Origin of the sequence: Pararhodobacter marinus (assembly GCF_003122215.1) — a bacterium.
Taxonomy (GTDB): Bacteria; Pseudomonadota; Alphaproteobacteria; order Rhodobacterales; family Rhodobacteraceae; genus Pararhodobacter; species Pararhodobacter marinus.
Map to the genome: position 1 here is coordinate 155010 of NZ_QEYD01000006.1, position 16885 is coordinate 171894.

Consider the following 16885-nt stretch of genomic DNA (forward strand, 5'->3'; position numbering starts at 1 on the left):
TTCCTGTCGGCAATTGGCGATGTCGTCTTCGTTCAGTCGGCCTTCGAGAAAGGCGCGGGCATAGATGCCGGGGCGGAATGCGGCTGGAAATAGACCAGATCGGCGGCGAAATCGTCGGTCTTGCCGCGGAAGACATGGTTGAAGCCGACCTCGAAGATTTCGGCCGCCGAGGCGCAAGAGGCGATAGGCCCGCCCAGCTCGCAATAGGCCCGGTTCGCGCACACCCCCATCTCCAGCGCGTTCCAGCGGGTGATCGAGAACCCGGTTGAGCACGAAACTCGCGCGCTGGGGATCGGCATGCCGCATGAGGCTGTCGAGCGCGTCGATTCATTTGGCGGTTTCGGCGGGATCGGCATCGCTGGGGCGGGGGGTTCGGTCGGGTTGGCTCTGGGTGGTGGGCGTCGCCTCTGCGCGCAGGATAGCCGACAGCGCGACGTGGATGTTGCCAAAGACGCCTCGATGGAAGGGTCAATTGGAGGAAGCGTCTGAAAATAGTACAATCAATGACACGATCAGCGAATAGAGTCGCCGGCCTTGACGCAATCGATCTGGCCATCCTGACCGAGCCGCAACGCGATGCCCGGATGTCGATTCAGGACCTCAGCCAGCGTGTCGGGCTGTCCCCGCCCCCCTGCGCGCGCCGCGTGCGGATCCTTGAGGAAAACGGTATCGTCCGGAGTTACACGGTCGTTCTGGACGAGGCCAAGGTGGGCATCCCGATCAGCGTCTTCGTCTCGGTGAAGCTGGATCACCAGATCGACGACCGGCTGCGCAACTTCGAAGAGGCGATCCGGAAATTCCCCGAAGTGACGGATTGCTGGCTGATGACGGGGGACAGGGATTACCTGGTCCGCGTGGCGGTGGCGGATCTCATCGAGTTCGAAAGTTTCCTGACCGGGAAACTGACCAAGGTGGTCGGTGTTGCCTCGCTTGAATCCTCGATCCCGATCCGACGCGTGAAAGAGAAATCCGCCCGCTTGTCCTGACCACCCCGAGGCCGCGCAGGCGCAGGGCGTCGAGACGCGCCACGCCCGGATGGATAAGTCAGGCTTATAAGACCAATACTATTCATTCATTTGACATATAATGCACCGCGCCCCTACGGTCCCGACGTCTGGGAGGCACGCGATGTTGGAAACCACGGGTATCGACGCAACGAAGAGCGGAACGCAGGAGGTTCTGCGCGTCGACGGGGCCTCGGTCCGGTACGGCGCGGCCACGATCCTCGATGGCGTCGACCTGACGCTGAACAGGGGCGAATTCGTCTGCGTGATCGGTCCCTCGGGCAGCGGCAAGACGACCTTCCTGCGGCTTCTGGCGGGGCTGGTGGCGCCGGCTGAGGGGCGCGTGCTGTTTCGTGGCGCCGAGCATCGCGCGCCGTCGCGTGAAATCGCCATCGTGTTTCAGGATTACGCCAATGCGCTGCTGCCGTGGCGCGACGCCGAGGGCAACGTGTCGCTGGCGCTGGAAGCGGCGGGCGTGCCGCGCGCCGAACGCGCCGGGCGCATCCGGGCGCTGCTGAGCAAGGTGGGACTGGCGGGAAGCGAGAAGAAATTCCCCTCGGAAATGTCAGGAGGGATGCAGCAGCGGCTGCAGATCGCGCGCTGCCTGGCGCAGGAGCCCGACGTGCTTCTGATGGACGAACCCTTCGGCGCGCTGGACGCGATGACCCGGCAGAAGCTGCAGGACGAATTGCTGGGCATCGTGCGCGACAGCAACGTGACCGCCTTTTTCGTCACGCATGATCTGGAAGAGGCGATTTACCTGTCCGACAGGATCGTCGCACTCGAGCCCGATCCGGGCCAGGTGTGCCGGGTTTTCGACGTGACGCTGCCCAAGCCGCGCAACCAGCTTTCCACCCGCGAGATGCCGGAATTCCTGCGCCTGCGCCGTGAGCTCTTCGATTTCATCGAGCGTTTCGAGCCATGACGGCACTCAAGGGGCTGGCTCTTCCCGTCGCGCTGCTGGTCTTGTGGCAACTGGCCGTCGTCCTGAGCGGGATGCAAAGCGACACCATCGCCGCACCGGACGCGATTTTCGCGGCGCTGGGCCGCGCGCTGACCGAGCCCGCCTTCTGGGCCGATACCGGCGACACGCTGGCGGCGGGCGGCATGGGGCTGGCGCTGGGCTTCGGTCTGGGCACGCTGTCGGGCGTCCTGTTCGGACTGATCCCGCCCGTGGGCCGCGTCATGCGCGTGACTGTGGAATTGCTGCGCCCGCTGCCCGCCATCGCCATCCTGCCCATCGCGCTGCTGATCTTCGGCTTCGGCTATCGGCTGGAAGTCGCCATCGTGGCCTTCGGCACATGCTTTCCCGTCCTTGTCCTGACCGAGGCTGCCGTGCGCCAGATCGAGCCCCGGCTGTCCGAGGTCGCGCGGGCGCTGGCGCTGAGCCCCGGCGCGCGGGTGCGCAAGATCGTGTTGCCCGCCGTGCTGCCGCGCCTTTTCGTGGCGCTGCGGCTGGCTGCCGGGATTGGGCTGATCATCGCCATCACGGTCGAAATCGCCGCCAACCCGATCGGGCTGGGCGCGCGGCTGATGCAGGCATCGAACTCGCTGCGGCCGGCTGATATGTACGCCACGCTGTTCTGGATCGGCGCCATCGGCTGGGCGCTGAACTGGGGGATGCTGCGGCTTCAGCTCTGGCTGTTCCCGGCCACGCGGGGGGCCGCGCAATGAGACATCTGCATCGCGGCCTGTGGTTCATGGCTTCGCTGGCGCTGCTGGTCGCGCTGATCTGGGGCTGGCAGGTGCTGGCCGATGCCCGCATCCTGCCGCGCGCCTTCTTTCCCGGCCCCGACCGGACGTGGCGCGCGCTGAGCCGTGGCTTCGCCTCGGGCACGCTGGTGGCGGATACGCTGACCACCTTGCGCCGTCTGGGGCTGGGCTGGGTGCTGGCCTCGCTGCTGGGGGTGGGGCTGGGTGCGCTGGTAGGCACGTCGAAATGGGCGCAGGACTGGGTCGCGCCGATCTTCGAGGTGCTGCGCCCGCTGCCTGCCTCGGCCATCGCGCCGGTTCTGCTGCTGTTTCTGGGCCTGACCGACAGCATGATCCTGACGCTGATCGCCTTCGGCGCGCTCTGGCCGATGCTGCTGACCACGGTGCACGGCTTTTCCAACATCCATCCGCGCCGCAAAGAGGTCGCGCGTTCGCTGGGCATGGGGCGCGGCGCTTTCATCGCCAAGATCGCCCTGCCGGGCGCGCTGCCCGACATCATGGGCGGTCTGCGGCTGGGCCTGACGGTGGCGCTGATCCTGGTCGTGGTGGGCGAGATGATCACCGTGCAGGGCGGGCTCGGGGCCCGGATCCTGCTGGCCGCGCGGGCCTTCAACGCCGCCGAGATCTTTGCCGGGGTCGCCCTTCTGGGCGTCATCGGTCTGGTGACCAATGCCCTGCTGGGGCTGGTCGAAACACGGGCATTGCGCTGGCAGCGACGCTGAGCGCGCTGCCCGCAGAAATGCTAACCATGTCGGGAGGACCTGGAATGAACCGCAGAACCTTGATGATGGGCAGCGCTGCCCTGCTGATGACCGTCCTGCCGCTGCAGGCGCAGGAGCGCACGTCCGTGACGCTGCTTTACACCGCCACCACCGGCTTCATGACCGCCTGGGTCGCGGCGGATCAGGGCTTCTTCGCCGATCACGGCGTCGATGTGGATCTGCAGCTGGCGCAGAACGGCTCGATCATCGTCGCGGGCGTGGTCTCGGGCTCGGCACAGGTCGGGCTGCCCACGCCGACGGTCGCGCTGCAGGCCATCGAGAACGGTCTCGACCTGCGCACCTTCGCCTCGACCAACATCTTCCCCGAGACGTCGAATGCCGGGGTCGTGGTCGGCGCCGAGAGCGGGATCGAAGCCGCAGCCGATCTGGTCGGCAAGACGGTCGGCGTGCCGGGGATCGGCGGGCTTCTGGACGTGACCATGCGCCAATGGCTGATCTCGCAGGGCGTGGATGTGGGCGATGTGAACATCGTCGAAATCGCGCTGCCGCAAACGGGCGACGCGATCCGCGCCGGGCAGGTCGATGCCGTGGCCAGCGTCGACCCGTTCTCGAGCCGCGCGGTCGATATGGGCGTGGGGCGCCTGATCGGCAATTATCTGGACGTCATTCCCGATGGCTCGGCCGCCGGGATCTTCGTCACCACCGCCGAATGGGCCGAAGAGCATCCCGAGGCGATCACCGGCATGCAGCTTGCGCTGGCCGAGGCCGCCGACTTCATCCGCGAGAACGATGCCGAAGCGCGCGAGAGCATCACGCGCTACACGACGCTTCCCGCGCCGGTCGTGGCGAATGTGCCTTTCCCCAATCTGGGCGGCGCGCTGGAGCCGGAAACGAGCCTCGGCTTCTGGAACCGGCTGGCGCTGGAACAGGGGCTGATCTACGAACTGGTCGATCTGGACACCTTCGTGATCCCTTTCCCGACCGAGTGAACGGACGGGACCGCGTGAAACCGGGCGGCGGGGCACGGATCCCCGCCGCTTCCATTGACGGGAGAGCTCCATGAAATTTGCCACGCTTGCCAACAACACGCCGGATGGCCGGCTGCATCTTGTCAGCCGCGACCTGTCGCGCTGCGCTCCGGCAGAGGCCGCGCCGACGCTGCAGGCCCTGATCGAGAACTGGGACGCGCTGGCCCCCGCCCTGCAGACCCAGTACGAGGCGCTGAACGCGGGTGGCGGCGAGCCTTTCGATCCCGCCTCGGCGCTGGCGCCGCTGCCGCGCGCGTGGCAATGGCTGGACGGGTCGGCTTATGAAAGCCACGGCACGCTGATGGCCAAGGTTTTCGGCATCGACAACCACGCCGACAAGGAACGGCCGCTGATGTATCAGGGCCTGTCGGATCATTTCCTCGCGCCTTGCGCCGATGTCCCGCTGCCGACCGAGGACGATGGCATCGATTTCGAAGGCGAATTCGGCGTGATCTGCGACGCGGTGCCGATGGGCACCGATGCGGCCACGGCGCGCGGGCATATCCGGCTGCTGGTACAGATCAACGACTGGTCGCTGCGCGCGGTCGCTCCCATCGAGATGCGCACGGGCTTCGGCTGGGTGCAGGCGAAACCGGCCTGCTCGATGGCCCCCGTGGCCGTCACGCCCGATGAATTGGGCGATGCATGGCGCGACGCGCGTATCGACCTGCCGCTGGTGGTCGACTGGAACGGCGAGCGTTTCGGCGCGGCGGGCGGCTATGACATGGGCTTCGGTTTCGATCAGCTTGTCGCCCACGCCGCGCGGACCCGCAAGCTGGTGGCGGGGACGGTGATCGGCTCGGGCACCGTGTCGAACGAGAATTACCGCGAGATCGGCTCGTCCTGCATCGCCGAGCGGCGCGGCATCGAGATGCTGGACGAAGGCGCCGCGCGCACCGGGTTCATGCGTTTCGGCGACCGCGTGCGGATGGAATGCCGCATGGCCGATGGCACGCCCCTGTTCGGTGCCATCGACCAAAAGGTCGTCAAAGGCTGAACAACGCCTCGGCATTGCCCCCCATGATCGCCGCGCGGTCCTGGGCGGGCAGGGCCTCGGCCAGTGTGTCGGGGCGGCAATCGGCCATGTCGAACGGGTAATCCGTGCCGAACATCACCCGCGCCGCCCCCATCCGCGCGATCAGGGCGCGCAGCTGCTCGGGGTCAAAGACGACAGTATCGACCCAGATCCGCGAGAGATAATCCGAAGGCCGCTCGCGGCACTGACGCGCCTCGGGGCGCACGCGCCATGTGTGATCGAGCCGCCCGATATAGGCGGGCAGATAGCCGCCGCCATGCGCGCCCACCAGCTTCAGGCCGGGGAAGCGATCCAGCACGCCCGAGATGATCAGCGACGACAGCGCGATGGTGGTTTCCAGCGGCTGACCGATCGTGTTCGACAGGTAGAACGACGACAGCCGGGGGCCCAGCGACGTGCCGAGCGGGTGGATGAAGACCGGCATCCCCGCTTCCTCGGCGGCGTGCCAGACCGGATCGAAAGCCGGGTCGGACAATTCGCGCGACCCGACCGAGGCGGAAATCTCGACGCCCTTCAGCCCCACCGCCCTGGCCTGCCGGATCTGGTCGGCGGCCAGGTCGGGATGCTGCATCGCCACGATGCCCATGCCGGCCAGCCGGTCCGGCGCCCGCGCGACCAGCCCGGCGGCGGCGGTATTGGCGGCTTCGACGAGATCGGCGGCGAGCGTGGGATCGGCCCAGTAAGCATAGAGATGCGGAGAGGGCGAGACGACCTGCAGGTCGATGCCCATCAGGTCCAGATCGGCCAGCCGCTTGTCCAGCGACGCCATCCGCGCCCCGGCGGCTGGCAGCATCACCGCAAGGTTATGCGCCATCGAGGCGGCGCCCGTGCCTTTCGCCTGCGCCTCCATCTCGGCCTGACGATCCGGGCGCCCGGCCAGCAGCGCCTCGGCCTCGGGGGCGCCGCAATGGCCGTGCATGTCGATCACACGCGGCACGTCGATCCGGGGCAGGGCGGTGTCGGGCAGGGGGTTGAGCACGCTCATTCGTCGAAGATCGCCACGGCGCGCACCCAGCCGGCCGAGCCTTTCTCGACCTTCACCGGGAAGGCGCAGACGGTATAGCCCGTGGCCGGCAGCGTTTCGAGATTGGAAAGCTTTTCCATGTGGCAATAGGCGGCTTCGGCCCCGGCCTTGTGGCCTTCCCAGGCGAGCGCCTTGTTGCCGGTTTCGGCGATCTGACGCCTTTGATGGATCAGCGGCGTGTCCCAGCTCCAGGCATCGGTGCCGCAGACCCGCATCCCGCGGTCGGTCAGCCACAGGGTCGCCTCGCGTCCGATGCCGCAGCCTTTGGACAGGTAATCGTCATGGCCATAGCGCAACCCGGCCGAGGTGTTCACCAGCACGATATCGCCCGGTTTCAGATCGTGGCCGATGCGCTTGAACTCGGCTTCGATCTCGGCGGCGGTGACGACATGGCCGTCGGGCAGGGCGCGGAAATCCAGCTTCACGCCCGGTCCCATGCACCACTCGAGCGGCACCTCGTCGATGGTGATCGCCCGCTCGCCGTTATTCATCGTCGGGTGGTAATGCCACGGCGCGTCCAGATGCGTGCCGACATGCGTGGTGATGTCCAGCTCTTCCGAGGCCGGGCCCGCCCCGCCCAGCATTTCCGACGGCTCGATCCCCAGCATCGCCGCGAAGTCCTTGGCGCCATGCGCATGATCCAGATAGCGGATCTTCGGCAACAGGGGCGGCGGGTCCGACTTGATACCCGCTTTCAGCGTAACAGACAGATCGACAATCCGACGTGCCATGGACTTCCCCCCGATATCACCCTTTGCGGGGACCGTATTTTCCGGCTAGGCATATGTCTAATGAATACAATAAATGACTTTCATAAGGTTGGTGCATAGTGCGGCTGAACCGTCTGGACATGAACCTGATCATCGCGCTGGAGGCGATCCTGCGGCTGCGCTCGGTCACGGCGGCCGCGGCCGAGCTGAACCTCACACAGCCTGCCGTCAGCCAGGCGCTGCGTCGCCTGCGCGAGCATTTCGACGACCCGATCGTCAGCCTTGCCGGACGAAGGATGCGCCCGACCGAGTTCGGCGAGCAATTGTTCGTCGCCGCGACCCAGCTTCTGAACGAGACACGGCATTTCTCGCAGATGCGGCCCGGTTTCGATCCGGCCTCGACCGAGCGGAAATTCTCGATCATCGCGTCGGATTTCGTCCTCAAGGTGCTGTTCGCGCCGCTTCTGCCGGTGCTCGCGCGCGAGGCACCGGGCGTGACCCTGCAGATGGTGCCCATCGACGCGCCCTCGGATGCGCGGTTCCAGCGCGGCGAGGTGGATTTCGCGGTCATTCCGGACCGCTTCCTGTATGACGGCCATCCCCATCAGCGGCTTTTTACCGACGATTTCGTCTGCGTCCTCAGCGAGGATCATCCCGACATCGCTGACAGCATGAGCGCCGAGACCTACCTGTCGCTGCGCCATGTCGTCACCGAGTTCGGCGGGACCTGGCGCGGCAGCCATTTCGAACAATGGGCGCTCGACAATGCGATCTCGCTGAAGGTGGCCTGCAGCGTTCCCAGCTTCGCGATGCTGGCCGATTGTCTGGTCGGCACGCCCTTCGTCGCCAGCATGCATCGCAGCCTGTGGAACAGCCTGCCCGCCGGGACCGGCCTGCGCGCGGTGCCCCATCCCTTGCCGGTGCCGAGGATCTCGGAAAACCTGCAATGGCATGAAATCCGGGAATTCGACAGCTCGGTCCGGTGGTTTCGCGACCTGGTGATCCGCACCGCGCGCGCCCGTTTCCCCGACAGCTGAGAGCGCTTAATCCGCGCCGCCCGCGATCTGACCCGAGGCATAGGCCAGCAACGCCGCAGACGAGCGCGCGGTGCGCTGCGCCTCGACCCGCGCGAGCTGCGCGTCATAGAGCATCCGCAACGCGGTATCGACCTCGCCCACGGTGGCCAACCCGCGTTCGGACATCGAGCGCGCGGCGTCATAGGTCGTCTGCGCGGTCGACACCATCTCGCCCGCCGCGGCATTGGCGGCGAGCGAGGCGCGCAGGGCCTCGTAAGCGGCGATGATCTCGCCCTCGGCCATGGCGCGCAGGTTCTCGGCCTCGGCCAGCGCGGCTTCGTGTCCCGCCTGCGCCTCGGCCAGCTGCAATTGCCGGGCATTGCCGTCCCAGATCGGGATCGACACGCCCAGATACAGCCCCGCGACCTGTTGCGAGCGCTCGCCGCCGAGGCTGCCTGCGCCGGTATCGAGCGATCCCGTCAGCATCCGGCGGCCCAGCGTGGCCGAGGCCACGATGCGCGGTCGGAACGAGGCCTCGACGGCGCGCACATTCGCCTCGCTCGCGCGGGCGCGGGCGAAGGCGGCCTGCAGATCGGGGCGGCGTTGCAGCGCATCATCGAGGAACGCATCGACCGCTTCGGGCGGGCGCGGCGGCAGGCGCAGGGTGCTGGACAGATCCACGCGGATCGGCTGGCGCGGCGACAGGCCGCACAACGTGGCCAGCCGGACCGAGGCGGCGCTGGTTTCCGACCGCGCGCGAGTCAGGTCGAACCGAGCCTGCGCCAGCACCTGCTCGGCCTGCGCCAGTTCGGTCACGGTGGCCAACTGCTGGCCGCGCCGGGCCCGCGCCATCGAGGCGATCTCGTCGGCGGCGGCAAGGCGGCGGCGCTGGATATCCTCGCGCTGGGCGGCGGCCTGAAGGTCGTAGAAAGCCTGCGTCACGTCATGGATCAGGGTCTGATGCGCGGCGACGAAGTTGACGTTGCCGGCAAAGGACAGCTCTTGCGCGCCCTCCCTGAGCGCCGCGCGCCGCCCGAAATCGAAGAGCAGCCATTGCACCGAAAGAACCGCCGCGTTGACGCCGGTGCCGGCGCGCACATCGCCGCCGGGCAATACGCCCAGCGGATCGCTGACACCCGCGCTGTCCGAGGCATGGCGCCCCGCGAGGATCTCGGCGCTGAGCCTTGGCAGATAGGCCGCCTCGACCATGCCCACCGCCAGCGCCGCCTGCCGCGCCCGCAGCCACGCGGCGCGGGTCAGGGGGTTGTTGGTCTGGGCGATGTCGATCAGCGTGATCAGGTCATAGCGCTGTCCGGGCACCGGCGCGCGGCTGGCGGTGCCGCCGGGGACGCGGACATCGGCGGGCAGGGTGAAACCGCTCATCCCCGCCAGCGGCGCCGACGGATCGGCCGGTGCCAGCGCGGCGCTGTCGAGATTGGCGCAGGCGGCAAGCAGCACCAGCAGGGGGAGGGCGTTAGGCCGGGGCATGGCGGCTCCGATGCAGGAAGGCGTGATAGCGGGTTTCCGCAAGGGCGATATCGGCCGAAAGGTCGGCCTCGCGTTCATAGCGCGCCATCTCGGCCAGACGCCGGGCACGCGCAAGGGGGGCGCGTAACCGCGCGATGGCGCGACCGCTGTCAGGGGGCGGGGCTGTGGACAGGGCGGTATCCATCTCGGCAATGGCGTCACGCGCGTCGTCGCGGGCCGATTCCGGCCACAGCGTCGCGAACACGGCCCAGATCACCGCGCTGCCGAACAGGATGCCGACGATCCGGCTGGTCGCCGCCGAAATCCCCGAGGGCGGCCCGAAGCCCGACAGCAGCACAAGGAAGTAACACAGCGCCAGTTGCCAGCCCGCATAGGCGATCCTCTCGCTGCCCAGTCCGATCCATGCGGCGATGAAGGTGGGCGGCGCGAGCAACAGCAAAAGCCCGCCGATATCGTCCGCGCGCGGCATCAGCCAGAACATCACCGCCATGCCGATCGCGGCCCCGATCAGCGCGCCGGTAAAGCGCAGGACGATGCGGTGATGCGTCTCGCCCCGTGTCCCCAGCGCGACGTAGAAGCAGGTGATCATCGCGGTGTGGATTTGGAACAGGCCGAAGGCGGTGTAGAACCCGTAAGTGATCATCACCGCCGCCAGAACCTTGATCGCGAACCTGACCGGGCGCGGATCGCTGAAGGCGCCGGGGAGCAGGAAGGGCTCGCGCTCGGGCGGCGGGGCGGCGCGGGCAGGGGCGGGGATCAGCCCGGCCTCGGCCAGCGCGAGCCGGTGATAGGCATCGTCCGCGCGCCGCAAGAGGCGGGTGGCCTCTTCGCCCCGCGCCTCGCCCAGCATCCGGGCGAATTTGCGGTATTCGTCGAGCGGCTGCAGGCCCTCGTCCAGCAGCGCCTTGGCCTGTTCGCCATGCGGGGCGAGCAGCGCGCGGTCGAGCGCCGCGATATGCTCTTCGGCCCGGGCAAGCGGGCGCGGCCCGGCCAGTGCCGACCAGAAGGCCATCAGCCCCAGCGGCAGCACCAGCACCACCCAGATCCATTCGAAGGCACGGTTGATGAGCTCGGGCTCGGGGATCACGTCGACCAGCGTCAGCATGAACGCGAAGACGAAACCCGCCGTGCCCGCCAGCGGCCCCAGCTTGGACGCCTGCGACAGGAACATGCCGACGAAGGTGAAGCCTGCCAGCGCCGCAAGGCGCAGCATCGGGTCCTCCAGCACGCCGCGCAGCAACAGCACCCCCAAGCCCACCGCCAGCGAAGCCGCCGCGATCAGCTTGAGGGCGGTGAAGATCGTGTCGCCTGCATTGTCGCGAAACGCGAAGAAGATCAGGTAGCACGACAAAGCCGCCTCGGGCACCCGCAGGGCCATGGCGAGCGTCGTCGTGACCAGCACAAGCCCGGTGATGGTCAGCGCATCGCGCATCCGGCCCGGTTGCGGGGCCAGTTCGGCCAGCAGCGAGGGCGCGGCGCGCGGGGTCATGGATGCGACGTGCCGTCCGCACCAAGGATACGCACCGAGGCCGACGCGCCCAGCCGCAACAGGCCCGCCGGCGCGTCGTCGAGCTCGATCTCCACCGGGAAGCGCCGCGCGGCGCGCACCCAGTCGAGCTTGTTTGCGACCAGCGGCAGGCCCAGAAGCTCGGCCTCGTCATTCGCGCGCACGCCCCAGCCGATGCCGGTCACATGCCCGCCCAGAGGCCGGTCGGGCGCGGCCAGCAGGAAGACGCGGACGCGATCGCCCTCGGCGATGCGGGGCAGTTCGGTTTCGCGAAACAGGGCAGAGACGCGCCATGCGCTGTCGTCGATCAGCGAAAACAGCGGCGCGGCGGTGACGACGAATTCCCCCTCGGTCAGGGTCAGCCCGGCGATATAGCCCGCGCGGGGCGCGAAGATTTCAGTATTGCGGCGGTTGCGCTCGGCCAGCGCGACGGCGGCGCGAGCGCTGTCGACCTGCGCGCGGCGGGTATCGAGCGTGCCGACGAAGGCATCGGTGCCGCTGGCATGGCTTTGCGCCTGTTCCAGCGTGACCTCGGCATCGCGCACGGCGGTGCGGGCGCTGTCAACCTCCTGCGCGGTGACGTAGCCCTGCTCCAGCAGCGGCTCCAGCCGGGCAAGCGTCTGCCGGGCCAGCGCCAGATTGGCCTCGGCCCGGTCGATCTGGCCCGAGGCGACATCGGCATTCGAGCGTTCGAGCGCGCGGTTGCCTTCGCCCTGACGCAGCTCCGATTCGGCCGAGGCCAGCGCCGCCTGCGCCTGTGCAAGAGCAAGGTCATAGGCTTCGGGGTCGATGCGGAACAGAAGATCGCCCGCCTCGACATGCTGGTTGTTCTCGACCGCGACCTCGATCACCAATCCCGGCACGATGGCCGAGATTTCGACGACGGGCGCGTCGATGGTGGCGGCGTCGGTCGTCGGGTGGCGGTCGGATTGCATCCAGGCCCAGCCGGCCAGCGTGATGGCCGCCAGCGCCAGCATGGCCACGACAATTCGCAAAAGCCCGCGCGTTGTCATTGGTATCCCCCGATCCACAGGACATAGAGCCCGACGCCCGACAGTACCGCGACCGACAGGTGGAACACCGCCGGTGCGGGCAGGTGGCGGGCCAGGCCCGTCACGATCAGCACCTCGCGCAGGACCAGGGCCAGGATCATCCCGGCAAGGGCGGCAAACAGCCAGACCGGGAAAGAAGAGCCATAAATGGCGATGACCGGGGATCGCGGAGTCATGGGGCCTCGGAGGAATCTGTCGGCGGGCGCAGGCACATTTGTCTGCCCCTCGCCGGGCGGCTGCAAGGCGTGACGTTCCGGCACGTCCCGGGTGAACAGGGCCCGCGGCAGGGACCACAGGCTTGCCGAGGCGGAATGCAGGCCGGGTATCACGGGCCAAAGCATTCCATCTGTAAATGCATGAAATTCAGACTATCAATTCGACTGATGCCTTGGCGCCCCTTAGCCTGCAGCTTGGGCAGGACCCGCCCTGGCGGGGTCTGCGTGGCGTCCGGGACCGGATCGTGACGGGCGAACAGGCGGGCGGCAGGACTATCGGCTCGGAGGGAGGAGCCCCGAATGCAGAGCAAAGAGAGTAACGCCGGCCCCGTGGCCCGGGCGATGGAGCAGGTCACCGGGCTGGTCGCGGTGATCGCGGTGGGCGGGATCCTTGCGGGGGCGGTGATCGTGGTGGGGGACGTGCTGGCACGATGGCTGTTCGGCACCGCCATCGTCGCGCTCAACGAGATCATGTCGGGCGTCTTTGCCGTCGCGGTCGCGGCAACCCTGCCGGCGGGCGCCGCGCGGCGGGTCAATCTGCGCATCGACCTGCTGGGCGCGCAGACCGGGCCGCGGATGACCGCGTGGCTCACGCTGATCGGCTCGCTGATGCTGGCCGGGTTCTTCGCGCTGCTGGCCTGGCGGTTGTCGGTGCTGGGGCTGCGCTATCACGTTCAGGGGCGCGCCACCTCGATCTGGAACTGGCCGCTGGCGCCCACCTATTTCGCCATCGCGGGCTTCATGGCGCTGGCGGCTTTGGTGCAACTGGTCAATGCCGCCGAGGACCTGCGCCGGGCGTTGTCCACCCGCCGGGGCGCGGGCTCAAGCCCCGTCGTGATCCTTCTGGCCGTCGCGCTGGCGCTTCTGGCCGGGGGCGGCCTGATCTGGGGCTGGGCGGATTTTGCCGGTCTGGCGGGCTGGGCCGGGGCGCATCCGGCGGCGGCGGTGGGACTTGCTTTCGCGGTGTTGTGGATCGGCGTCCTTCTGCAACTGCCGCTCGCCACGGTGACGGCGGCGATCGGGCTGGCGGGGACGCTGCTGTATCTCGGCGGTTCGACGGCGGGGAACGTCTTTGCCGGGGACAGCGCGGATTTCCTGCGCGATCCGCAGGTCGCGACGCTGCCCCTGTTCCTGATCATGGGCGCCTTCGCGGTGGCCGCCGGTGTCTCGGACGACCTGTTCCGCGTGGCGCAGGCGCTGCTGGGGCGGGTGCGCGGCGGGCTGGCCTATGCCACTGTCGCGGGCTGCGCGGGCTTCGGCGCGGTGAGCGGGAATTCGGTCGCGACCTCGGCCACGTTCGGGCGGCTCGCGCTGCCCGAGATGACGCGGCGCGGCTATGCGCCGGCGCTGTCCTCGGCCACCGTCGCGGCCGGCGGGACGCTGGGCGCGCTGGTGCCGCCGTCCGGGGTGATCATCCTGTTCGCACTTCTGACCGAGGAATCCATCGCGGCCCTGTTCGTCGCGGCGATGGTGCCCGCCCTGCTGGCGCTGCTTTTGTACTTCGCGACGATCTGGCTGACGATCCGGCTGAACCCGGATCTGGTCCCGCGGGCCGAGACCGGTGCGCGCAGCGACCTGATCCCGGCGCTGACCGGCGCCTTCCCGGTGATCGTGCTGTTCGCGGTGGTGATCGGCGGGCTCTATGGCGGGCTGTTCACCGCCACCGAAAGCGCCGCCGTGGGGGCGGTGGGGGCATTCCTGCTGGCGCTGGCGCGCGGGCGGCTGAACCGCAGCGCGCTGCTGCGGGTGTTTTCCGAGACCACGGCCTCGACCGCGATGATCTACGCGCTGATCTTCGGCGCGCTGATCTTCTCCTTCTTCATCAATCTGGGCGGGACGCCGCAGATGGTCACCGACTGGATCGGCGGGATCGAGGCGCGGCCCATCGTCATCCTGTTCGTGCTGATCCTGTTCTACCTGCTCCTGGGCTCGGTGATGGACAGTTTCGCGGTGATGGTGATCACGGTCCCCGTGGTGACGCCGCTGGTGCTGGATCTGGGCTATGACATCCTGTTCTGGGGCGTGCTGATGCTGGTCGTGGTGGAAACCGGCATGATCACGCCACCCTTCGGCATGAACCTGTTCGTGCTGAAGGCGCTGCAGAAGGACGTGAATCTGGGCACGGTGATGCGCGGTGTCGTGCCGTTCATCCTGGCCGATCTGGTGAAGATCGTGCTCTTGGTCGCGGTCCCGGCGTTGTCGCTGTGGTTGCCGTCGACCATGAACTAGCGCGGCGCGCGCTCCTGTCCCGCTTCACGAAAAAAGGGCCCCGTCGAGGGGCCCTTTCCATGCGCGGTTGCGGTTTCTCACTCGGCGATCGCGGCCGAGGCGTCGTCCAGCGACTGGCGGTAGATCTCGAGCGCCTCGGCGCCGCCGGGCGTGCGCTCGATATAGGCGGCTTCGATCGGGCCGCCCACGCGCTCGACCAGCTCGGCCACTTGCGCGTCGGTCATCGTGTGGAAGCGCCGCTCGCCGTCGCTTTGCACGAAGGCCAGCGCATCCGCTTCCCAGGCGTCGATGGCGGCGCCCGTCTGGCGCGAGGTTTCGCAGGTCGAATGCCGTTCCAGGATCTCCTGCGCCGCGTCGGGCAGGGCCTCGAACCGGTCACGCATCATGAAGACCAGCCCCAGCCCGCCGCCCAGAGGGGCGATCAGGTGGTCGGTCGTCACCTCGTTCAGCCGGAAGCCCGGAAAAGCGGTAAAGTTCATCACCAGGCCTTCTGCCGTGCCGCGCTGCAGCGCCTGATACATCTCGGGCACGTTGATCGACAGGGGCGTGCCGCCATAGGCCTGGATCAGTCCCGAGACCACCGGGCTGCCGGTCATCACCTTCATGCCCGCCATATCCTCCATCGAGGTGGCGGGATGATTCTGGAAATGCAGGCTGGCCTGCGGGAACTGCACGAAGAGCAGCGGCACGATATCCGCCGTCTCGTCGCCGAAACCGCCCGCTTCGTAGAACAGGCAGGCCGCCAATGCGCCCTGTTCGGCGTTTTGCACCATGAAGGGCAGGGTGGTGACCAGCGAGCGGGGGAAGCGACCGGCATCGAAGGCGGTGATGCCGAACACCATCTGCACGACATCGTCCTGGATCCGGTCGAAGAAATTCGTGTGGTTCACGATCATCGGCCCGTTGCGAAGCTGGATTTCCAGCACCGAGGGATCCTCGGCGTTGATCGCCTCGACCCAGGGAGTCAGGATGCGGGTGACAAGCGGGTGCTGTTCGGGATTCGCGGTGCCGAAGCCCAGCGTCTCCTGCGCGACGGCGGGTCCGGTTGCGAGAAGCGCCGCGCTGGACAAAAGCGCGGCGAGAGTGCGGCGGATCATGGGTTCCTCCCCTATATCTTTGCATCCCCCGAAAGACAGGGGCCGGGAAAGACCGTAGCGGCGCCTCATGTTTTTGAAAATTTGATTGGTTCAATGGAAGGTATTCATGGGATTCATGGATCTGGCGCGACCGAGGCGATCAGCCGCTCGCGCAGCCAGACCAGCGCCGGATCGGTGTCGCGCATGCTGTGCCACTGGATGACCTGTTCCAGCGGCGCCATGGACAGCGGCGGTTCCGCCATGGCGAGCCCCGGATCCTGTTCCACCATCCGCCGCGCCAGCCGCCGCTGCACCAGCGCGATGCGATCCGACCCGCGCACCAGATCGCCGAGCGAGGAAAACGAGAAGGTCGTCACCGCCACGTTGACCGCCACGCCCGCATCGCGCAACAGATGCGCGGCATAGCTCTGCCCGCCGACCGGCGGCTCCATCGCGACATGTTCGAGCGCGGCAAAGGTCGCAAGGTCAAGATGCCCGGCCGCCGGATTGGTCGCGTCCAGGATGCAGACCATCGGGTCCCTCAGCAGCGTCTGCGACGGGTGGTCGGGGGACGAATAGACGCGCGGTGCGATCAGAAGATCGGTATCGCCACGTTCAAGCTGCAAGCCCGGATAGGTGCGCTGCGGCTTGATCGTCAGCCGCATCGACGGGGCCTCGCGGGCGACCTGTTGCACGAAGGGCGGCACGACGGTCGCCAGGCTGTAATCCGACACCATCAGCGCAACGTTGCGGGTGCTGGTGGCGGGGTCGAAAACCGGGGGGGTGGCAACGGCGGCCTCGATCCGCACCAGAATGTCGCGCACGGGGCCCGCCAGCGCCTCGGCGCGGGGGGTCAGTTCCATGCGCCGGCCCACCTGCACCAGCAGCGGGTCCTCGAAATATAGCCGCAGCCGGTTCAGCGCGTTCGACATCGCCGACTGGGTGATCGACAGCTCGTCGGCGGCGCGGCTGACGCTTTGCAGGCGGATCAGCTTGTCCAGTGCCGCCAGCAGGTTGAGGTCGAGATTTTGAAAACGCATGACCGGAATCCCAGTAATCGGATGA

At 67.8% G+C, this 16885-nt stretch carries 17 protein-coding genes; 8 read left to right on the forward strand and 9 right to left on the reverse strand.

The genetic code is table 11. The annotated features are described in order from the left end of the window. Positions 1–32: 32 nt before the first annotated feature. Positions 33–299, reverse strand: coding sequence for a hypothetical protein (locus tag C4N9_RS22115; protein WP_210404019.1), 267 nt, complete (start codon positions 297–299; stop codon positions 33–35). 204 nt (positions 300–503) lie between these two features. On the opposite strand from C4N9_RS22115, the gene C4N9_RS11265 reads away from it, so the two are divergent. From C4N9_RS11265 to C4N9_RS11290, 6 genes are all read left to right on the forward strand, one after another. Continuing rightward, the gene (locus tag C4N9_RS11265; RefSeq protein WP_109533424.1) at positions 504–986 is read left to right on the forward strand and encodes an Lrp/AsnC family transcriptional regulator; all 483 of its coding nucleotides are present in this window, start codon (positions 504–506) and stop codon (positions 984–986) included. A 142-nt stretch (positions 987–1128) separates the two neighbouring features. Then, positions 1129–1929, forward strand: a complete 801-nt coding sequence (locus C4N9_RS11270) for an ABC transporter ATP-binding protein (RefSeq protein ID WP_109533425.1) — start codon at positions 1129–1131, stop codon at positions 1927–1929. Further along, a complete protein-coding gene (locus tag C4N9_RS11275) occupies positions 1926–2678 on the forward strand; it encodes an ABC transporter permease (protein WP_109533426.1) in 753 nt (250 codons plus the stop codon). Before C4N9_RS11270 ends, C4N9_RS11275 begins: the two co-directional genes overlap by 4 nt. Continuing rightward, complete coding sequence (locus C4N9_RS11280) at positions 2675–3439, forward strand: ABC transporter permease (protein ID WP_109533427.1); 765 nt, start codon at positions 2675–2677, stop codon at positions 3437–3439. The genes C4N9_RS11275 and C4N9_RS11280 overlap by 4 nt, the downstream gene beginning before the upstream one ends. A 44-nt stretch (positions 3440–3483) precedes the next feature. Beyond that, the gene (locus C4N9_RS11285; protein ID WP_168192208.1) at positions 3484–4428 is read left to right on the forward strand and encodes an ABC transporter substrate-binding protein; all 945 of its coding nucleotides are present in this window, start codon (positions 3484–3486) and stop codon (positions 4426–4428) included. Positions 4429–4498: 70 nt separating this feature from the next. Beyond that, positions 4499–5464, forward strand: coding sequence for a fumarylacetoacetate hydrolase family protein (locus tag C4N9_RS11290; protein WP_109533429.1), 966 nt, complete (start codon positions 4499–4501; stop codon positions 5462–5464). Here the strand turns inward: C4N9_RS11290 and C4N9_RS11295 are convergent. After that, positions 5454–6488: an amidohydrolase family protein gene (locus C4N9_RS11295; protein WP_109533430.1), complete on the reverse strand. Its 1035-nt coding sequence runs from the start codon at positions 6486–6488 to the stop codon at positions 5454–5456. The genes C4N9_RS11290 and C4N9_RS11295 overlap by 11 nt on opposite strands. Continuing rightward, positions 6485–7258 (reverse strand): cyclase family protein, encoded by a 774-nt coding sequence (locus C4N9_RS11300; RefSeq protein WP_109533431.1) that lies wholly within the window; start codon positions 7256–7258, stop codon positions 6485–6487. Before C4N9_RS11300 ends, C4N9_RS11295 begins: the two co-directional genes overlap by 4 nt. Before the next feature lie 98 nt (positions 7259–7356). On the opposite strand from C4N9_RS11300, the gene C4N9_RS11305 reads away from it, so the two are divergent. Then, entirely contained in the window at positions 7357–8274 is a 918-nt protein-coding gene (locus C4N9_RS11305; protein ID WP_109533432.1) for a LysR family transcriptional regulator, read from the forward strand. A gap of 6 nt (positions 8275–8280) precedes the next feature. On the opposite strand, the gene C4N9_RS11310 is transcribed toward C4N9_RS11305, so the two are convergent. From C4N9_RS11310 to C4N9_RS11325, 4 genes are read right to left on the reverse strand one after another with little or no spacing between them, the layout of a single operon-like run. Then, positions 8281–9741, reverse strand: a complete 1461-nt coding sequence (locus tag C4N9_RS11310; protein WP_168192209.1) for a TolC family protein — start codon at positions 9739–9741, stop codon at positions 8281–8283. After that, positions 9728–11230 (reverse strand): FUSC family protein, encoded by a 1503-nt coding sequence (locus C4N9_RS11315; protein ID WP_109533434.1) that lies wholly within the window; start codon positions 11228–11230, stop codon positions 9728–9730. The genes C4N9_RS11310 and C4N9_RS11315 overlap by 14 nt, the downstream gene beginning before the upstream one ends. Continuing rightward, positions 11227–12261 (reverse strand): HlyD family efflux transporter periplasmic adaptor subunit, encoded by a 1035-nt coding sequence (locus C4N9_RS11320; RefSeq protein WP_109533435.1) that lies wholly within the window; start codon positions 12259–12261, stop codon positions 11227–11229. Before C4N9_RS11320 ends, C4N9_RS11315 begins: the two co-directional genes overlap by 4 nt. Beyond that, the gene (locus C4N9_RS11325) at positions 12258–12476 is read right to left on the reverse strand and encodes a YtcA family lipoprotein (RefSeq protein WP_109533436.1); all 219 of its coding nucleotides are present in this window, start codon (positions 12474–12476) and stop codon (positions 12258–12260) included. The genes C4N9_RS11320 and C4N9_RS11325 overlap by 4 nt, the downstream gene beginning before the upstream one ends. A 339-nt stretch (positions 12477–12815) precedes the next feature. Here C4N9_RS11325 and C4N9_RS11330 point away from each other — a divergent pair, with 339 nt between their 5' ends. Further along, positions 12816–14744: a TRAP transporter large permease gene (locus tag C4N9_RS11330; protein ID WP_109533437.1), complete on the forward strand. Its 1929-nt coding sequence runs from the start codon at positions 12816–12818 to the stop codon at positions 14742–14744. Positions 14745–14821: 77 nt separating this feature from the next. Here C4N9_RS11330 and dctP read toward each other — a convergent pair whose 3' ends face one another. Together dctP and C4N9_RS11340 are read right to left on the reverse strand one after the other, a co-directional pair. Next, positions 14822–15841, reverse strand: a complete 1020-nt coding sequence (dctP, locus tag C4N9_RS11335) for a TRAP transporter substrate-binding protein DctP (protein ID WP_168192210.1) — start codon at positions 15839–15841, stop codon at positions 14822–14824. Positions 15842–15954: 113 nt separating this feature from the next. Next, positions 15955–16860, reverse strand: a complete 906-nt coding sequence (locus C4N9_RS11340) for a LysR family transcriptional regulator (RefSeq protein WP_168192211.1) — start codon at positions 16858–16860, stop codon at positions 15955–15957. Positions 16861–16885: the final 25 nt, after the last annotated feature.

Coding starts and splice junctions, on each gene's coding strand:
- C4N9_RS11275 (WP_109533426.1), top strand. CDS start 1,926: ATGACGGCACTCAAGGGGCTGGCTCTTCCCGTCGCGCTGCTGGTCTTG.
- C4N9_RS11325 (WP_109533436.1), bottom strand. CDS start 12,476: ATGACTCCGCGATCCCCGGTCATCGCCATTTATGGCTCTTCTTTCCCG.
- C4N9_RS11300 (WP_109533431.1), bottom strand. CDS start 7,258: ATGGCACGTCGGATTGTCGATCTGTCTGTTACGCTGAAAGCGGGTATC.
- C4N9_RS22115 (WP_210404019.1), bottom strand. CDS start 299: ATGCCGATCCCCAGCGCGCGAGTTTCGTGCTCAACCGGGTTCTCGATC.
- C4N9_RS11295 (WP_109533430.1), bottom strand. CDS start 6,488: ATGAGCGTGCTCAACCCCCTGCCCGACACCGCCCTGCCCCGGATCGAC.
- C4N9_RS11265 (WP_109533424.1), top strand. CDS start 504: ATGACACGATCAGCGAATAGAGTCGCCGGCCTTGACGCAATCGATCTG.
- C4N9_RS11280 (WP_109533427.1), top strand. CDS start 2,675: ATGAGACATCTGCATCGCGGCCTGTGGTTCATGGCTTCGCTGGCGCTG.
- C4N9_RS11290 (WP_109533429.1), top strand. CDS start 4,499: ATGAAATTTGCCACGCTTGCCAACAACACGCCGGATGGCCGGCTGCAT.
- C4N9_RS11315 (WP_109533434.1), bottom strand. CDS start 11,230: ATGACCCCGCGCGCCGCGCCCTCGCTGCTGGCCGAACTGGCCCCGCAA.
- C4N9_RS11340 (WP_168192211.1), bottom strand. CDS start 16,860: ATGCGTTTTCAAAATCTCGACCTCAACCTGCTGGCGGCACTGGACAAG.
- C4N9_RS11285 (WP_168192208.1), top strand. CDS start 3,484: ATGAACCGCAGAACCTTGATGATGGGCAGCGCTGCCCTGCTGATGACC.
- dctP (WP_168192210.1), bottom strand. CDS start 15,841: ATGATCCGCCGCACTCTCGCCGCGCTTTTGTCCAGCGCGGCGCTTCTC.
- C4N9_RS11330 (WP_109533437.1), top strand. CDS start 12,816: ATGCAGAGCAAAGAGAGTAACGCCGGCCCCGTGGCCCGGGCGATGGAG.
- C4N9_RS11270 (WP_109533425.1), top strand. CDS start 1,129: ATGTTGGAAACCACGGGTATCGACGCAACGAAGAGCGGAACGCAGGAG.
- C4N9_RS11310 (WP_168192209.1), bottom strand. CDS start 9,741: ATGCCCCGGCCTAACGCCCTCCCCCTGCTGGTGCTGCTTGCCGCCTGC.
- C4N9_RS11320 (WP_109533435.1), bottom strand. CDS start 12,261: ATGACAACGCGCGGGCTTTTGCGAATTGTCGTGGCCATGCTGGCGCTG.